Raw genomic sequence first — 17,467 nt, forward strand, 5'->3', positions numbered from 1 at the left:
TCTTCAACTGTAACCGTTGCTGTTTTTGAATCTGAATTTCCGTTGACATCCGTAACTGTAAGTGTTACCGTATTTGCTCCAATATTAGTACAATCAAAATCTTTTTTATCTAAAGTTATTGTCGCAATAGTGCAATTATCAGTTGAACCATTATCGATTTCTGCCTCAGTTATAACAGCATTTCCTGAAGCATCAAGCTGAATTGTGATATTCTGCGTAACCATTATTGGTTTTACTTTGTCTTCAACTGTAACTGTTGCGGTTTTTGAATCTGAATTTCCGTTGACATCCGTAACAGTTAGCGTTACGATATTATCTCCAACATTGGTACAATCAAAATCTTTCTTATCTAAAGTTATTTCGTCAATACCGCAATTATCTGTTGAGCCATCATTGATTTCTGCTGCAGTTATCGTTGCTTTTCCTGAAGCATCAAGCTGAATTGTGATATTCTGCGTAACTACTATTGGTTTTACTTTATCTTCAACTGTGACTGTTGCCGCTTTTGAATCTGAATTTCCGTTGACATCCGTAACAGTAAGCGTTACGGTATTGTCTCCAATATTCGAACAATCAAAATCTTTCTTATCTAAAGTCATTGTCGTAATACCACAAATATCAGTTGAACCATTATCTATTTCTGCCTCAGTTATAATAGCATTTCCTGAAGCATCAAGCTGAATTGTGATATTCTGCGTAATTACTATTGGTTTTACTTTATCTTCAACTGTGACTGTTGCGGTTTTTGAATCTGAATTTCCGTTGACATCCGTAACAGTTAGCGTTACGATATTATCTCCAACATTGGCACAATCAAAAGTAGTTTTATCTAAAGTCATTGTCGTAATACCACAAATATCAGTTGAGCCATCATTGATTTCTGCTGCAGTTATCGTTGCTTTTCCTAAAGCATCCAATTGAACCGTAATGTTCTGCGTATTAACTGTTGGTTTTACTTTGTCTTCAACTGTAACTGTTGCGGTTTTTGAATCTGAATTTCCGTTGACATCCGTAACTGTAAGTGTTACGGTGTTATCTCCAATATTAGTACAATCAAAATCTTTCTTATCTAAAGTTATTTCGTCAATACCGCAATTGTCTGTTGAGCCATCATTGATTTCTGCCTCGGTTATTGTTGCTTTTCCTACAGCATCCAATTGAACGGTAATATTCTTTGTTTTTACAACTGGAAGTTCTGAATCTTTAACCGTAACGTTAAAAGAACAGGTGTGTACAATATTGTTTTTATCTGTTATTTCAAATGTATTTGTAGTAGTACCCACAGGAAATAAACTACCATTTGGCAATCCTGAAATTTGCTTTATTTTCAAACCTTTCCCTGTCCATTTTAATGAATTGGCTATTATTTTAGCTCCATCAGTAGAAGAATCCCAACCATCAAGGTCAACAGTAGTTGAAGCAGGATAAAAATTTAAACTAACACGTTTTGCATTATTCAAACCAACATTTTCCTTTGCTATTACTAGCATGTCATTATTATTATATCTAGACACTACATGAGATCCGGGAGTGATATTTGTAGAACCAGAACGATAACCGCCAGTAAAAGTGGCTACATCTTTCATTATGGGGTGATTTGGGATGTCGATTGTTCCTAAACTTAATACTCCACTTAAATTAATATCAGTAGGAACTAATACTCTATATGCATTAGTATTATATAATCCTGTAATAGGCTGGCTACTATTCTCAAAAAGAGCATCTACAATACCGCCCCCACTATCGATATATTGAGCTAGTACATCGCCTAAACCTGGCCTGCCTATCTCGCCATAAGCAGTGCAAACAAGTATTGCATCATACTTTTGTAAAACCACTAAGTCTGGTATAAAAGAGGACAAACTGATAACATCTACATTATCAAATTCATGAGTATTTTCAAGTTTCTGTTTTATATCAAGCGCACTATAAAAAGAATATGAATTAAGAATAAGAACATTTGATGCATGATTGTTCTTAAAATAATAATTAACAACAGCACCACATTTGCCCGGGCCATTATTATTTACAACAATATCTGCAGGACAATTTAAAGGAATTGTTACTATTGCTGTTTTTGAACTTGTATTACCATTCACATCTGTAACTGTCAATGTAACGATATTATCTCCTATATCATTAAAATTAAAGCTGTTTTTACTAAGTACTTTTGTAGCTATACCACAATTATCTGTAGAACCATTATCGATGTCATCTGCTGTTATAGTTACTTTTCCGGTATTGTCAAGCTGAACAGTTTTATTTTGTGTTTGTACTACCGGAGCTTCTGTATCTTTGACCGTTACAATAAATGTTGTGGTAAATGTATTAGAATCTTCATCCGTTACAGTTACGGTAATTGTTGAAGTACCTGTTTGATTGGCTAAACCTGTAAAACCAAGAGAACGCGTAGCTCCTGTACCCGATAATATTAAGTTTGCATTTGGAATTAAAGCCTGATTTGATGAAGACGCAGATACTAAAAGATCAGCTGGTAATGTTTCTTGATCGTCAATCCTAAATTGCACAGAACCTGATTCTCCGCTACAAGCAATTGCTACAGGATCAATTAGTGTAACAAAAGGTATTTGAGAAAGTTTACTTATCATTCTGTACAATAAATTCAGTATTTGAGGTTTAGGAATCCAACTGCCACTTGCAAAAACTCCAGTGGTCAATCCCGAAAAACGAACCAATCCCGACCCTGTTTTTTTTTCAGCTAATATTATTTCTCCTGTGGGAGAAACTAGAATTTTTTCTAATCCCGGGCCTGAAAAAAAATTATGCGCAAAGGAGGTTCCTGTATATTGATTAGGGATAATAGGTAAATATGGTGATAAAGCAAAAAAAGAACTGGACGTGTCAAATGGTAATCCAGACGTAAAAACCCCTCTTGTACTGGTAACTCCAAAACCTACATTGTAAGGTGATAAAGCTTCGTTTGTTGCTGTATTTATAAGTAAGGTACCACCTGCGTTGACCCAGTTTTCGATTAATGCAGTATTTGCAGCAAGGAAAGTTAGCATTTTACTTGTACTATTATCACTACCCTCTATCCAGATAAACCTTCTGTTAGAATCAAAAAGTGCCGCAGCATTTACGGTATTATAATTATATTGCGTCCAGTCAGTTCCGTAAACTGAATTCATCGCATCAATATTTCCAGTCAAACCAAATGAATACCAAGGTTGTGTAACATCACTTAAATAGCCGGCAGTAGTTTGGCTTTGAAGTTTAAATACACTAAATAATAGTAAGAAGAAGCAAAGTAGTTTTTTTTTCATGTATTGAATCAGAAATTAATAGTCGTAGTATTAAAGTATAAATCAGAAACTACATTCATTTACAAATGAAGCGGACAATAGATACTTATGGAGCTGTTGACAAATGTAATTCACACATTATACTTTTAACAGCATCAAAGGGGGACAAATAAGGGACATTTTTATTTAAAAAACCATTAAAACCAATGCTTTACAAATTAAGTTGTAAAAACTAATAGATTTTTTTTACTATTTTTACGCACCAGATTTAATAACAACCTACAAAAACGTAATGCTTTTTAGAAAATCATATTGTGTTCTTTTATTGCTTTTTATTTTACAAGTAAAATCACAGAACCCCCCAATCAAAATTCCTTGTCTGGAAAATAAGATTGCCAACATTGAGGCAGTCTTACTTCAAGAAAAGTCTTTTGATACTGATACTATCTCGTTAAAAAAGCATCTTGAACTTTTAGGCAAATCACAAACATATAAGTCTGTTTATGACGGTTTACTGGCTAACGGATACAGTGATTTTTATAATACCGCCAATTCAAAAAGTAAGTTTTATTATTCACAGTCCATTAAAAGCGCTGCTGTACAAAAAGATGTGTCTCTTGAGATCTGGGCAGAACTTAACTATATTAGTTATCTCTATCTCTACAGGGATTATATAAATATGACGCCTAAGTTGTTGCAGGTAATTGATAAAATAAAAAAAACACCTGCCAATGAAATCATTCTTCCGGGAGAATCTTTCAAGAAAATTGGCTGGATGCTCCAAACCCTCGAAGACTATCCTGAATCCTTATATTACCTAAATCTTGCCAAAAAACATACTGCAAAAAATACTGCCGGATATGCCTCGCTGATAGATAATATTGGCATGAACTATTTTCGTTTGGGAAATGATCAGGAAGCCGAATCTTATTTTAATCAGGCAGGGGTTTTGGCAAAGCAAATTCAGGATGAGCTACAATATGCAAAAGCTTTAGGTAATCTGGCGCTTGTAAAACAAAAGAAAGGCGATTTGCTACCAGCGATTTCTTTACTAAAAAAAGATATCGAAATTTCTGAAGAGCATAAAAGCAATCAAAATACGATGTATGCCTCTATTCTCCTGGCTGAATTGTATGTAGAAAATAAAGAGCTTAACCAAGCAGAAAAAGTACTAAAAAAAGCAGCTGAAATTGCCAATTCAAAATCCTATTTTAAAAAAGCAGAACTTCAGATCATCAAACTAAAATTGGCTATTTTAGACCAGCAAAAAAGAAGTGATAATGAATTAGTGCTGAGACGAAGAATGGTTGTTCTGGAAGATTCCCTAAAAAACAAAGACGGCGATCTTGCTATAAGAAATGCCAACTGGATAATTCAGAAAACGAAATTTCAGCAAAACATCAACAAAACAACCAATCAGGTGAAGCATGAAACTGCGATAAAAAAGAGCTATGCTATCGTGATTGTTTTGGCTTTTATGTCGGCATTATTTATATTCTTCAGCTTAAAAAAACAGTTAAGAAACAGGCAACGACAATACAATCAAAAAGTTAATTTGCTAAAATTAGAGAAAATAAAGATCGAACAAAAGCTTCATGAAACTAATGAAAATTTTAATGCTCAGGTTGATTATCTGAAAGACAAAAACATTCAGATCAAAAAACTGAAAGTTGAAATCGAACAGATTAAAAAATCATCTTCTCACTATCTTGAAAAAGAAAAGGGACAACTCAATACGCTTCTTGAATCGCATTTAATGACGGAGAATAACTGGAATACTTTTAAGAGGGAATTTCAGAAGGAATATCCTGAATTTTCCCGATTATTACAACAGGATTTTCCTGAAATTACTGATGCTAACAAAAGGATATTGTTATTGCAAAAGCTCAATTTCAGCAACAATGAAATCGCCGAATTATTAGGGATTACACCTGATGCCGTTAAAAAATCGAAACAAAGGCTAAAGAAAAAACTAGGTTCAAAATTTGATCTGCTTTTTGAACATCTCACTTCAAAGTCAATGCAAAATTTGTAATAAAAAAAGCGCCAAATCAATATTTCTGTTTCATTTAAAATAAACAAAACAGCACTATGCTATTTTTGTTTACTCAAGATTTCCGCATACTTTCCTTGATTTTTTCCCGATGCTGTTCACCCCATGCACTAAGTTCACGAATCACGCTTTTTAAAGTTTGGCTGTAGTCCGTAGCTTCATAAATGATGCTTACCGGAGTCGTGGGATACACATTTCGTTTGATAAACTCATTCAGTTCTAAATCCTTGAGTTCGTTGGCTAAAACTTTGGGCGAAATTCCCGCGATTTCTTTCTGAATCTCATTAAAACGTTTCGGCGATTGTATGAGGCTAAGAATTAAAGCCATCTTCCATTTGCCGTTTAAAACATACAGTGCATCCAGTATGTTTTTCAGTGATCCGGAGCATTCATCCTTTGTTAGAAGTATTTCATCTTCAATTGTTTTCATATTGCAAAGATAGACACTTTCCTAAAAGTAACCACTTTCCTTTGGGTAAGCACTCACTTTTGTATAGTTGCTAATTGTAGCTTTGCTCATATAAAATCTAACATTAATAATTTTGTTTATGAAACACATACTTCATTTAATTTCAAGTATTCAAGGCAATGAATCCTACAGCCTTAAACTTGGTAAAGCTATAATTGAAAAGATTCAGGATAAATATCCCAACAGTACAGTTGAAGAATTCAATCTGACCGATATTCAAATTCCACATCTTCACCCTGAGGTTCTTCGCACGTTTTTTATTCCGGAAGATCAGTTGACACCACAAGACAAAGAATCTATTGGTTTTTCTGATCAGGCTGTAAAACAATTATTAGCAGCAGATATTATCGTCATTGGTGCACCGCTTTACAACTTTACCATACCGTCATCGCTAAAAGCCTGGATTGATCATATCACCAGAGCAGGAATAACCTTTGGGTATGGCGAAAATGGCCCGGTTGGAAAAGTAACAGAAAAAAAAGTGTACGTTGCCATGAGCTCCGGCGGTATATATTCTGAAGGACCGGGCAAAACCAATGATTTTGTGGTTCCTTATCTAAAAGCTTTTCTGGGTTTTCTGGGCATGACAGATCTTACAGCCTATCGTGTTGAAGGACTGAAAGTACCGGGAGTGAAAGAAAACGCCATGAAAAAAGCAATTGAGAGTATAGAGATTGATTAAATTATAGTTGGTTCAGCAAGAATTAAAATACATTTACTTTTAATTCTTGCCTCAATCAATCTTTTGCAAGTTAGAAAAAGCTTTATTTTACGCAGGACAATTGCAGCACATTAGCATTTAAGGGCTGCTCAATTTTTCGCTCAATTTTTTCATTATTCAGTGTAATGTAAACCTCCATAGAACCTGTGCCCACTTTTAAGGCAAGAATGTGTCCGCCATACGCATTAAATTTATCATCGGTTGCCACGCCATGAATGTGCAATGACGGTTTATCTCCATTCCAGGCAATAGAACCCGTAATGCTTCCCATTTCAACTTTATTAAAGGTTTTTGGATTGAATTTCTTGAGATTAAAATCATAAAAGCCAAAAGTGACCTCTTGTGCAAAGCCAATTCCGGTAAAGTTTCCGGAAGGGATTTTTTCTTCCCGAACCAGCTTTTCAATAGACTCAATAACATTATCTGATTCTCGTAAAACCATTAAATAACCTGTAGCAGTTTTAACATACCGGCATTTTGAAGCATCGTCTTTTTGTTGCGCCTGTGCAAGACTTACTATGAAGCAAAGCAAAACTGAGGCAATAATGTTTTTTGTTTGAAAATTCATTGGATTGATTTTTTAGAATAAAATGCGGATTAAATAAGGAATCAATTTCTATGTTTATTGATTTGACTTTAGAGATTTGTTCCTGCAGAATAAATGTAACTATTTAGTTTTGCTTTTTTCCTAATTACGGTGATTCTTATGATTTGTTTAATAATGCCTGAAACTAAAAAAAAGCGCTAAATCAGTAGATTCAGCGCTTTTTTATTGTCTTCAAACAGGGGACAGATTCTTATTACCAGCCTTTTACAGCTCCGCCTTTGAATTCTTTAAGAGCGGCCGCCTCTACTTCTGCAGATTGAAAAGCCTGTAAAAACTGTTTTACCTTTTCTTCGTTTTTATTGTCTTCGCGACTTACCACTAAATTTACATAAGGAGAATCTTTGTCCTCAACAAACAAAGCATCACGCGAAGGAACAAGTCCTGCCTGCGAAGCAAAAGTATTGTTGATAATGGCAATTGTAACGTTTGCATCATCAAGAGCTCTTGGCAATTGAGGCGCTTCTAATTCTAATATTTTAAGCTTTTTAGGATTACTTACAATATCTGTTACTTTAGGCAATAAACCAATCCCGTCTTTAAGTTTCAGTAGACCGTTTTTCTCTAAAAGCAATAATGAACGTCCTCCGTTGGTTGGATCATTTGGAATAATAATTGTGCTTTCATCCTTCAATTCAGCCAAACTTTTGATCTTTTTAGAATAGGCCGCAATTGGGTAAATAAATGTTTTCCCAATGATTGCCAGTTTGTATCCGCGTTGTTTCGATTGTTCGTCAAGATAGGGTTTGTGCTGAAAAGCGTTCACATCAATATCTCCCTGACTCAAAGCTTCGTTAGGAATCACATAATCGTTAAAAGAAATCAACTCCACTTCAAGTCCGTATTTTTCTTTTGCTACTTTTTTAGCCGCTTCTGCTACTTTGTATTCCGGTCCTGTTGCAACACCCACTTTTATGTGGTGCGGATCGTTGTCTTTACTTTTTCCACAATTAACCAATGAAAGTGTCAAGGTTAAAATTCCGATTATTTTAAAAAAATTATTTTTAGTAATCATGTTTTTAATTTTATAATTAATATTTATCTGTTGTCTGAAAATTTAACCACAAAGTAATCTCAGAGCATTTATCTATGATCAAATCGTTTTGATAAAAAGTCTCCTGCAAACTGAATGATGAATACCAAAAGTACCAGTAATGCCAAAACCGAATTCATAGTCACAGCATCATAACCAATATATCCGTATTGATATCCAACCTGTCCCAAACCGCCGGCACCCACTGCTCCACCCATTGCAGAATAACCTACAAGTGTGATTAAAGTGATCGATGCTGCATTGATTAACGAAGGTAGGGCCTCTGGAAGTAATACTTTATATACAATCTGAAAAGGTGTTGCCCCCAAAGCTCTTGCTGCTTCGATTAATCCCGAAGGCAATCCCAGAAGACTATTCTCTACCAGTCTGGCGATAAATGGCGCTGCACCAATACTAAGCGGAACTAGTGCTGCACTCACACCAATAGAAGTGCCTACCAAAGCACGCGTAAAGGGAATCATCCATACAATTAATATAATGAACGGAATTGAACGAAAAATATTCACCAAAACCGATAAAACTCTGTTTAAAACCGGCTGCTCCAGAATTTGATTTTTTCGGGTAAGGAAAAGCAAAATACCAGTTGGAAGCCCCAATACAAAACCAAAAAATCCCGACACAAATGTCATCACAATGGTTTCCCAGGTACCTTTTAATAATAAGTCAATAATAGAATCAGACATAACCTATGATTTCTGTTTTAATATGTTTAGAAATAAAATATTCAATTGCAGCTTCGTAATTCTCGCGCTTGCCTGATAATTCGATTAGCATTACACCAAAATTCACATCTCCGGCCTGGTCCATTTGTGCACTAACGATTTTAAAATTAGTATCAAACAACCTGGAAACTTCAGAAATTACAGGTTCATTAACCGACTTGCCGGTCATTTCAAGCCTTAACAACGGACTTAATCCTTCACCATCTTCTTTTTGCAATCTTTCCTGATACACTCTTGGAATATCAAGATGTAAAGACGAAGCAATAAATTCCTTTGTCAATGCATGTTTAGGGTCGGCAAAAATTTCTCCTACACTACCCTGCTCTATTAGTTTTCCGTGACTGATTACTGCCACTTCATCGCAAATTGATTTCACGACTTCCATTTGGTGCGTAATCAATAAGATCGTAATGTTTAAGCGACGATTAATATCCTTCAGTAAATTCAAAATAGATCTTGTAGTTGCAGGATCAAGCGCGCTAGTTGCTTCATCGCACAACAATACTTTTGGGTTATTCGCCAATGTTCTGGCAATGGCTACCCTTTGTTTCTGACCTCCTGAAAGACTTGCAGGATAATCGTTAGCTTTTTCGGCCAGGCCTACTAATTCCAGTAATTCTAAAACACGAGTACGAATATCTGTCTTTGAACCTCCAACCAATTCAAGCGGAAAAGCCACATTCTCGAAAACAGTACGTGAAGAAAGCAAATTAAAATGCTGAAAAATCATTCCTATTTGCCTTCTTTCAATGGCCAGTTGCGCATTGGATAACCGCATTAGCAACTTTCCGTCTACGATAATTTCTCCCGAAGTGGGTCTTTCCAGTAAATTTACACATCGAATTAAGGTACTTTTTCCAGCTCCCGAAGTTCCAATTACACCAAAGATTTTCCCTGGTGGAACTTTAAGAGAAACATCCGATAAAGCCGAAACAATTCGGTTTTTCTGATGAAAATTCTTCGTTACATTTTTTAATTCAATCATTTTATTAATTCAAGTTAAATCTGCTACATCCACAGACATAAATACTTAGAGCTTCCGAAATATAAATTTTAAAATCAAAAAGCCTTTCAATTGATTATGAAAGGCTTCAGAAATAAATAATTTTACTTTTATATATAAGCCAGTTCATACCATCGCATAGCACCACAACACATCATGTTGCAGCTGTAATGAATTGTATACTGGTTATTGTTTTTCATTGCTGCGGCAAATTTAAAGAGATAATTTGAATTTCAATATAAAAATCGAATCTTTTTTAACCCTATCGATATAATAGAGTATTTTAAGATTCTGGAGCTGTTTACTTCGTCAGGGCTAAGGCATTCGTATATATAAGACTTTTTTTGATGGCACGCGGATGGAACGGATTTAAACAGATTGATGCCGGTTTATTTTTTGTCAGGATAGATTTCTCCACGCAAAGGGCTTCGACTCCGCTCAGCCGGACAAAACCAGACCAATTTCGTTTTGAATAAAATCCGTGCAAATCAGCGGTTTCGCGATAGCGAATCTGTGTCATCCGTGTGCAACTAAGAATTATTGATTTTTAGTACGCGGATCTCACAGATCTAAACAGATTGATGCCGGTTTATTTTTTGTCAGGATAGATTTCTTTACACAAAGGAGCTTCGACTACGCTCAGCCGGACAAAACCAGACGTATTTCGTTTTGAATAAAATCCGTGAAAATCAGCGGTTTCGCGATAGCGAATCTGTGTCATCCGTATGCCATAAATTCAATAACAATTATTCTCCGGCATCCAATAATATCGCCAATTGAATGCAAGGCAAATCAGATCGGTTACTCCACGCATGGTTGGTTCCTCTTTGCACTACAATATCTCCGGCCTGCAATAAAGTTTCCCCTTGGTCTACAATAAGCCAGATTTCTCCGGAAAGAATTACGATATAATCTAAAGTATCGGTTTGATGCATCAACGGATGTGGCTGCCCTTCGGGGGCTTCAATTCCGAGCTCTTTGTCTGGCGGAATCTGAACGTATCTGAAATAACTACCGTTTTTGGGCGTATTGGGGAAAGCGGTGTTTTTGATCACTTTTTCCTCGTCTAATTTTACAGGCATACTATCTGTCGACCAGATATCAGATATAATCAGACCCGGAAAGTGTTCGGAAACATTCGATACAATTGCATCACTTTCGATTATTGATTTTCCGTCTTTTATTGCCGTAACGATCCTTCTCGGAATTGTTTTCATAGTTGGTTTATTTGCATTATTAATTTCTTTCCGTTCGTTTTATTTTCGCGAAGTATACGGTGTGCTTTGGCAACCGTGGCCACTCCCAGACCGCCCACTATTTCAATATTTAGTGGTGTAATCAAATTTTCCTGCAGTAGTTTCGCTAATTCCGCCAGTCCATTTTTATAATAATTATATCTTTTTTCCAGACTGTACGCATAGTTAGAGATATTGAGAATCGCGGCTCCTTTACTAAAAAGTGCTTCACGGGAATCAGGTGTAGTAAAATTGGTAACATCCACATAAATTCCATTCGTCTTTAAAAGTCGGGCTGCGACAACTGAAATTTCATTTCCCACCAAATCAATTGCAAAATCAAAATGCTCTTTATTATTTAAAGCCAAAGCAGTTTCATAAACATTATTTTTTCTATAATCGATAATCTGACTTGGCTGTATGCCAATTTCCAGCAATGCTGCAATACTGTTTTCATTTCCGGCCGTTACAACAAGATTGTCATATCTTTTTTGAATAAGCATTTTAAGGAGCATATTCCCTACTCCTCCGGCAGCACCGGTTATAAAAATAGTATCCGATAAATTTGCTTTCATTCTGTCAACAGACTGAAGCGCTGTTAAGCCCACAGAAGGGATTCCTGCACCTTGTTCAAAAGAAATACTCTGCGGCAAATGCATTACTATTTCAGCAGGAACACAAATATATTCGGCATAAGTACCATTGGATCCCATACTTCCCGAACCACAAAAAACGGAATCCCCTATTCTAAAATCCGTTACGTTTTCTCCAACAGCAGCAACAATTCCGGAGAACTCCCTGCCCAATATTGGTGAATGCAGCAACTTACGTTCTATTGCATTTTCGGTCATCTGATAATCTATCGGATTAAAACCTGCTGCGGCTATTTTTACCTGAATCTGATTGTCTTTTGGTTGTGGCGTATCAACTTCCAGCAGTTCAAATTCTCCACTTTGATGTAAAACGATTGCTTTCATTTTTATTATTTTATCATACAAAATTAAAATACAAATACTTTATTTTTGCTATGGGTTAACCCGAGGTTACCACTTACCAATAAGAAACTACTATGGCAAAAATCAATGATAACGGAACGCTTCGTGAGGCCAATTGTTCAGAAGAACTTATGGCCATGCGCGATAGTCTGGATGTATTAGGAGGAAAATGGAAACTGATAATTCTTCGGTTTTTAACCAACAGAACACATCAGGTAATTAACTTCAAAAAAATGCAACGCGAGATTGACGGCATTTCGGCTAAGATGCTGAGTAAAGAACTCAAAGAATTAGAAAACAATTTACTGGTTTCCAGAACAACACAGCAAACAAAACCTATTACAGTAGTTTATGCGATTACAGAATATGGAAAATCGGTACTTCCGGTAACGGAAACTTTAGTTAATTGGGGACTACATCATCGTGAAAAGATCATTGAAGCAATTAAAAAGTAAAGAATTAGCAGTAAAACAATCACAAAAACTGAGTTCTCCTTTTTTCAATTTTAAGCATCTAAAAATCAAAATTTCACTTTTCTGCCACTTCTTATTTTATATTTTAATATGTTCTAAAATATAAAATAGAATTAAAAAACAGGCCATTTTATCACTGTCTTTTAATCTTTTCGAAAACTTAAAAATTCATTAAAATTGGACTTTCTTTCCCAAATAAATTGATTTACTAATATTAATTTTTACATTTGTGTTATTTTTAATTATTCTAAATAGATTATAGGTCTTATTTGAATTTTTAGAACATAGAAAATGCTCTTAAACCCATTTAAACAATAAATACCTCCATATGAAAAAGAATATTTTTATCTCTTTTGCATTAGCCGCAACTTTATTTGTTAGTGCCCAACAAAAAAATAGCTTATTAGAACAATCCTTTTGGAAAAATGCACCTGATACCAATACGGTTAAGGCTGAAATTGCGAAAGGAAGTAATCCGGCTGAACCAAATGCAAATGCGTTTGATCCTACTGTACTTGCTATAAACAATGACGCACCAATAGCAACGATCAAATTTTTATTAGACCAGCCAGGAAATGAGGTAGGGAAAATGACGCATGATAATCGTATCTATCTGCATTGGGCGGCTTACAGAGGAAATACCGAACTGATAGAATATCTTATTGCCAAAGGTTCTGATATAAATCTGGAAGACAGCCACGGAACTACTCCAATTGTTTTTGCTGCTTCTAATGGTCAGGCTGATCCTAAATTATATGAAGCTTTTTTTAAAGCGGGAATTGATCCAAAGAAAAAATATACTGATGGTGCAAACCTTCTTCTTGTAGCTGTTCCGGCAGATAAAAACCTTGCTTTAACGGACTATCTAACCACTAAAGGATTGTCTCTTAAAGATGTTGACAGTAACGGAAGTACTGCTTTTGACTATGCTGCAAGAACGGGAAACATCGAACTTTTGAAAAAGTTATTAGATAGAAAAGTAAAATATACGGATAACGCACTTCTTATTGCTGCACAAGGATCCCGAAGAGAAACCAATACACTTGAAACCTATAAATATTTGGTAGAAGAACTAAAAATCAAGCCAACTGCGACCAATAAATCGGGAGAAAATGTGCTTCATATTTTGGCCAATAAACCAAAACAAGGTGAAATAATTGCTTACTTCTTAACTAAAGGTGTTGATGCAAACAAAGTAAATAAAGACGGAAACACTCCGGTAATGATTGCTGCCGGCGCCAGAGAAACTGCTGCTTTAGAAAAATTATTACCTGTAGCCAAAAACATTAATTTACAAAATCTAAAAGGAGAATCAGCTTTGACCACGGCAGTAAAATCAGGAACTCCTGAAGCAGTTGCCATTCTTTTAAGTAAAGGTGCTGACGTAAATGTAAAAGACAAAGACGGAAACAACTTAGGGGTTTATCTAGTGCAATCTTACCGACCAATGGGACGTGAAGCGAACGCCGCTAAAGACCCATTTGATGCTAAAGTAAAATTACTTCAGGAGAAAGGATTGAATCTTAGTGCTCCGCAAAAAGACGGAAGTACATTGTACCACTTTGCAGCTGCTAAAAACGACCTGAACCTGGTAAAAAAATTAGCAGATTTAAATATTGATGTTAATGCTAAAAACAAAGACGGTATAACAGCTTTACATAAAGCTGCAATGGTAGCCAAAGATGATACGATTATGAAATATTTAGTATCTGTGGGCGCTAAAAAAGACGTTACTACAGAGTTTGACGAAAGTGCTTATGCTTTGGCCAAAGAAAATGAATCCCTAACAAAAAACAATGTTTCGATTGAATTCTTAAAATAAGTTATTTGTTATAAGTCAGAAGTTAAAAGTCTGCCTTATAACCCACAACTCATAATCCACAACTCATAATCCACAACTCAAAATTCATAACTCAAAATTCATAACTCAAATATGAAATCAATACTTAAAATAGCTTTAACAAGCGCACTAATCTTTGTTATCTCTTTTCAGGCAAATGCACAAGCGAGTAAATACAAATGCATGCTGCAAATGGCAAATTACATGGGAGAAGGAGCATACATCGTCGTTTCGCTTATTAATCCAACAGGAAATTACGAAAAGACACTTTATGTAATGGGCGATGATAAAAAATGGTACAAATCACTGAAAGAGTGGAATAAATTTCAAACTTCAAAACCTGCAGATATCAGTGCCAAAACCGGAGCGTCAGTTACAGGCGGAGATCGCAGCATTACAACCATAGAAATTGAGGATTCTAAAATTAATAAAGGATATAAATTAAGATTTGAATCTGCTGTTGAAGATCAGAAATACTATGTAAGTGATCTTGAAATTCCTTTAACAACTGAAGGTCTTGCTGATAAAACAGAGGGAAAAGGTTATATCAGATACGTGAGATTAAACAAAATTTAATCGTATCGCTTAAAAATAAAATTGCCACAGATTAGAAAGATTGCAAAAGATTCTTTTTCGGTTAAATGAAAAAATCAATATAAATCCTTTTAACCTGTGGCAAACCAATTCTCAATTACATTTGATTACCCTATAGATTACACTCAATGACTCTTTCTTTCTGGCGTTATACACACTTGGCCCTGGCTTTGTTTTCTTCTTTGTTTTTAATTTTAGCTTCAGCAACCGGTATTATTCTGGCAGTTGATGCAATGCAGGAAAAAACACTCCCATATCGAATAGAGCACTTTGATAAAATTACTTTAGGAGAAACTTTACCGATACTAAAAAAGGCATATCCTGAAATAACAGAGCTAAGCGTAGACCACAATCAATTTGTAACCTTACAGGCCATTGATGAAGAGGGTAATGATGTCAATGCTTATATTGATGCCAAAACAGGTAAAACTTTAGGAAAACCAGTAAAAAAAAGTGAATTTATTCAATGGGTTACCGGTTTCCACCGTTCCTTATTTCTACATGAAACAGGACGCTTCTTTGTTGGTGTAATCTCTTTTTTATTGGTTTTGATTGCTATTTCAGGCTTTGCTCTTGTTCTGAACAGACAAAAAGGAATACGTAATTTCTTTTCGAAAGTGGTCAAAGAATATTTCAGCCAGTATTATCATGTCGTTTTAGGACGACTTGCTTTAATTCCAATTCTGATTATTGCACTTACCGGAACATATTTATCCTTAGAAAGGTTCAACTTTTTTATGGGTAAAGAAAAAAAACAAAAGGAAAAAACAGAAATTGCAGCTCCAAAAGGCAAAACTGTCTCTGTCTTTACAACTACCCTTTTGTCTGATGTCAAAAAAATAGAATTCCCCTTTACAGACGATCCTGAAGAGTATTTTATCATTCAGCTAAACGATCGTGAAATCGAAGTCAATCAGGTTACCGGCGCTGTTGTGACAGAAAAACGTTCTGCAATGACCGCTCAGTTAGCAGATTTAAGTCTTAATCTTCATACCGGAAAAACCAATGCAATTTGGGCTTTTATATTGGCTATTGCCAGTATCAATATTCTCTTTTTTATCTATTCAGGTTTTTCAATTACCTTAAAAAGAAGAGCAAGCCGTATCAAAAATAAATACAAAGCCGGCGAAAGTAAATTTATCCTTTTGGTTGGTTCAGAAAACGGAAGTTCATTGCGATTCGCCAATGCTGTTCTCAAACAATTGATTGCTCATGGTGAAAAGGCTTTTATCACGGAACTGAATAGCTTTACTGTATTTCCAAAAGCTGAACACCTTATTGTTTTCTCCTCTACTCACGGATTGGGAGACGCTCCGTCTAACGGAAATAAATTTATATCTCTCTTAAAGAAACATATACCACAACAAAAAATCAATTATGCTGTAGTGGGTTTTGGTTCGAAATCGTATCCGGATTTTTGCGGATTTGCATTTGAAATCGACAAACAATTAGAAAATCAGCATTGGGCAGAACGTTTCTTAGACGTTCAAACGGTTAACGATAAATCGGCTTCTGAATTTGTAGAATGGGTAAAATTATGGAGTACCAAAACTGAAATTCCGCTATCGACAACTCCTTCATTATACAATCACGTACCCAAAGGTTTGCAAAAAATAATGGTATTGGATAAAACATTAGTTTCTGAAAACGAACAAACCTTTATCCTAACGCTTAGAGCTAATTTGAAATCGCGATTCAATTCCGGAGACCTACTGGCTGTTTATCCGGCAAACGATACCAGAGAACGCCTCTACTCTATTGGGAAACATACCGGAAATATCCAATTGGTTGTCAAATTACATCCGCATGGTCTGGGTTCGGAATTCTTAAACAGTCTGGTGCCGGGCAATGTTATCAAGGCTGGAATTATCAACAATAAAGCATTTCATTTTCCTAAAAAAGTATCACAAGTCGCTTTAATTTCAAACGGAACCGGAATCGCTCCTTTCCTTGGAATGATCGAACAGAATAAAGCTAAAATAGAAACGCATTTGTATGCCGGTTTCAGAATGGAAACTGAAACTGTTTCAGGCTATAAAAAGTTTACGACAGAAATGATTCAAAAGCAAAAACTTCAAAGTTTTCATCTGGCTTTATCACGCGAGAAAGAACATTTTTACGTAATGGACCTGATAAAACGTGACGCCGACTTTTTTATTCATTTACTGCAGCAAGGCGGCATAATAATGATTTGTGGTTCTCTTGCCATGCAAAAAGATGTAGAAGCTATTCTGGACAAATTATGTACTGAAAGAAAAACAAACAGTATCGCTCATTACAGAGAAAATGGTCAGCTACTGACGGATTGTTATTAAGTATTATTTTAGATTTTAGAATATAGATTTTAGAATATCAATTTAAAATAAATCTGCACACCTGAACGATAGCAACAGGCAAACTTATAAAATAAAGTTTTTACTATTGGTTTGTCATCTATATTA

At 35.4% G+C, this 17,467-nt stretch carries 14 protein-coding genes and 1 pseudogene; 6 read left to right on the forward strand and 9 right to left on the reverse strand.

Annotated features, from left to right (window positions below):
• Nucleotides 1-3,284: pseudogene (locus B0A67_RS17970) on the reverse strand (hypothetical protein); the annotation flags it as partial.
• A 271-nt stretch (nt 3,285-3,555) separates the two neighbouring features.
• Here B0A67_RS17970 and B0A67_RS17975 point away from each other — a divergent pair.
• Nucleotides 3,556-5,298: a tetratricopeptide repeat protein gene (locus tag B0A67_RS17975; protein ID WP_072958178.1), complete on the forward strand. Its 1,743-nt coding sequence runs from the start codon at nt 3,556-3,558 to the stop codon at nt 5,296-5,298.
• 73 nt (nt 5,299-5,371) lie between these two features.
• Here the strand turns inward: B0A67_RS17975 and B0A67_RS17980 are convergent, their stop codons facing one another.
• The gene (locus tag B0A67_RS17980; RefSeq protein WP_072958175.1) at nt 5,372-5,746 is read right to left on the reverse strand and encodes a winged helix-turn-helix transcriptional regulator; all 375 of its coding nucleotides are present in this window, start codon (nt 5,744-5,746) and stop codon (nt 5,372-5,374) included.
• Between the two features lie 118 nt (nt 5,747-5,864).
• Here B0A67_RS17980 and B0A67_RS17985 point away from each other — a divergent pair, with 118 nt between their 5' ends.
• Complete coding sequence (locus B0A67_RS17985; RefSeq protein ID WP_072958171.1) at nt 5,865-6,467, forward strand: FMN-dependent NADH-azoreductase; 603 nt, start codon at nt 5,865-5,867, stop codon at nt 6,465-6,467.
• A gap of 82 nt (nt 6,468-6,549) precedes the next feature.
• Here B0A67_RS17985 and B0A67_RS17990 read toward each other — a convergent pair whose 3' ends face one another.
• The 7 genes from B0A67_RS17990 to B0A67_RS18020 all read right to left on the reverse strand — a co-directional run bounded on the left by B0A67_RS17990 (nt 6,550) and on the right by B0A67_RS18020 (nt 12,101).
• Complete coding sequence (locus B0A67_RS17990; RefSeq protein WP_072958167.1) at nt 6,550-7,074, reverse strand: PPC domain-containing DNA-binding protein; 525 nt, start codon at nt 7,072-7,074, stop codon at nt 6,550-6,552.
• Nucleotides 7,075-7,306: 232 nt separating this feature from the next.
• Nucleotides 7,307-8,125: a methionine ABC transporter substrate-binding lipoprotein MetQ gene (metQ, locus tag B0A67_RS17995; protein ID WP_072958163.1), complete on the reverse strand. Its 819-nt coding sequence runs from the start codon at nt 8,123-8,125 to the stop codon at nt 7,307-7,309.
• A gap of 68 nt (nt 8,126-8,193) precedes the next feature.
• Nucleotides 8,194-8,847 (reverse strand): methionine ABC transporter permease MetI, encoded by a 654-nt coding sequence (locus B0A67_RS18000; RefSeq protein ID WP_072958161.1) that lies wholly within the window; start codon nt 8,845-8,847, stop codon nt 8,194-8,196.
• Nucleotides 8,840-9,871, reverse strand: coding sequence for a methionine ABC transporter ATP-binding protein MetN (gene metN, locus B0A67_RS18005; RefSeq protein ID WP_072958156.1), 1,032 nt, complete (start codon nt 9,869-9,871; stop codon nt 8,840-8,842). The genes B0A67_RS18000 and metN overlap by 8 nt, the downstream gene beginning before the upstream one ends.
• Before the next feature lie 319 nt (nt 9,872-10,190).
• Complete coding sequence (locus tag B0A67_RS18010; RefSeq protein WP_072958152.1) at nt 10,191-10,409, reverse strand: hypothetical protein; 219 nt, start codon at nt 10,407-10,409, stop codon at nt 10,191-10,193.
• A gap of 226 nt (nt 10,410-10,635) precedes the next feature.
• Nucleotides 10,636-11,106, reverse strand: a complete 471-nt coding sequence (locus tag B0A67_RS18015) for a cupin domain-containing protein (RefSeq protein WP_072958149.1) — start codon at nt 11,104-11,106, stop codon at nt 10,636-10,638.
• The gene (locus B0A67_RS18020) at nt 11,103-12,101 is read right to left on the reverse strand and encodes a quinone oxidoreductase family protein (RefSeq protein ID WP_072958147.1); all 999 of its coding nucleotides are present in this window, start codon (nt 12,099-12,101) and stop codon (nt 11,103-11,105) included. Before B0A67_RS18020 ends, B0A67_RS18015 begins: the two co-directional genes overlap by 4 nt.
• A gap of 92 nt (nt 12,102-12,193) precedes the next feature.
• Here B0A67_RS18020 and B0A67_RS18025 point away from each other — a divergent pair, with 92 nt between their 5' ends.
• The 4 genes from B0A67_RS18025 to B0A67_RS18040 all read left to right on the forward strand — a co-directional run bounded on the left by B0A67_RS18025 (nt 12,194) and on the right by B0A67_RS18040 (nt 17,341).
• Complete coding sequence (locus tag B0A67_RS18025; RefSeq protein ID WP_072958144.1) at nt 12,194-12,574, forward strand: winged helix-turn-helix transcriptional regulator; 381 nt, start codon at nt 12,194-12,196, stop codon at nt 12,572-12,574.
• 346 nt (nt 12,575-12,920) lie between these two features.
• Complete coding sequence (locus B0A67_RS18030) at nt 12,921-14,414, forward strand: ankyrin repeat domain-containing protein (protein WP_072958141.1); 1,494 nt, start codon at nt 12,921-12,923, stop codon at nt 14,412-14,414.
• 111 nt (nt 14,415-14,525) lie between these two features.
• On the forward strand, nt 14,526-15,008 hold the full coding sequence (locus B0A67_RS18035) for a DUF2271 domain-containing protein (protein ID WP_072958138.1): 483 nt from the start codon (nt 14,526-14,528) through the stop codon (nt 15,006-15,008).
• A 146-nt stretch (nt 15,009-15,154) separates the two neighbouring features.
• Nucleotides 15,155-17,341 carry a PepSY domain-containing protein gene (locus tag B0A67_RS18040; protein ID WP_072958134.1) on the forward strand — a complete coding sequence of 729 codons (2,187 nt, stop codon included), beginning with the start codon at nt 15,155-15,157 and terminating at the stop codon, nt 17,339-17,341.
• Nucleotides 17,342-17,467 lie beyond the last annotated feature (126 nt).

It is taken from the genome of Flavobacterium aquidurense (genome assembly GCF_002217195.1).
Classification (GTDB): Bacteria; Bacteroidota; Bacteroidia; order Flavobacteriales; family Flavobacteriaceae; genus Flavobacterium; species Flavobacterium frigidimaris.

What these genes read in the sequence shown, in the direction of transcription:
- B0A67_RS17975 (WP_072958178.1), top strand. Translation starts at nt 3,556, where the DNA reads ATGCTTTTTAGAAAATCATATTGTGTTCTTTTATTGCTTTTTATTTTA.
- B0A67_RS17980 (WP_072958175.1), bottom strand. Translation starts at nt 5,746, where the DNA reads ATGAAAACAATTGAAGATGAAATACTTCTAACAAAGGATGAATGCTCC.
- B0A67_RS17985 (WP_072958171.1), top strand. Translation starts at nt 5,865, where the DNA reads ATGAAACACATACTTCATTTAATTTCAAGTATTCAAGGCAATGAATCC.
- B0A67_RS17990 (WP_072958167.1), bottom strand. Translation starts at nt 7,074, where the DNA reads ATGAATTTTCAAACAAAAAACATTATTGCCTCAGTTTTGCTTTGCTTC.
- metQ (WP_072958163.1), bottom strand. Translation starts at nt 8,125, where the DNA reads ATGATTACTAAAAATAATTTTTTTAAAATAATCGGAATTTTAACCTTG.
- B0A67_RS18000 (WP_072958161.1), bottom strand. Translation starts at nt 8,847, where the DNA reads ATGTCTGATTCTATTATTGACTTATTATTAAAAGGTACCTGGGAAACC.
- metN (WP_072958156.1), bottom strand. Translation starts at nt 9,871, where the DNA reads ATGATTGAATTAAAAAATGTAACGAAGAATTTTCATCAGAAAAACCGA.
- B0A67_RS18010 (WP_072958152.1), bottom strand. Translation starts at nt 10,409, where the DNA reads ATGACACAGATTCGCTATCGCGAAACCGCTGATTTGCACGGATTTTAT.
- B0A67_RS18015 (WP_072958149.1), bottom strand. Translation starts at nt 11,106, where the DNA reads ATGAAAACAATTCCGAGAAGGATCGTTACGGCAATAAAAGACGGAAAA.
- B0A67_RS18020 (WP_072958147.1), bottom strand. Translation starts at nt 12,101, where the DNA reads ATGAAAGCAATCGTTTTACATCAAAGTGGAGAATTTGAACTGCTGGAA.
- B0A67_RS18025 (WP_072958144.1), top strand. Translation starts at nt 12,194, where the DNA reads ATGGCAAAAATCAATGATAACGGAACGCTTCGTGAGGCCAATTGTTCA.
- B0A67_RS18030 (WP_072958141.1), top strand. Translation starts at nt 12,921, where the DNA reads ATGAAAAAGAATATTTTTATCTCTTTTGCATTAGCCGCAACTTTATTT.
- B0A67_RS18035 (WP_072958138.1), top strand. Translation starts at nt 14,526, where the DNA reads ATGAAATCAATACTTAAAATAGCTTTAACAAGCGCACTAATCTTTGTT.
- B0A67_RS18040 (WP_072958134.1), top strand. Translation starts at nt 15,155, where the DNA reads ATGACTCTTTCTTTCTGGCGTTATACACACTTGGCCCTGGCTTTGTTT.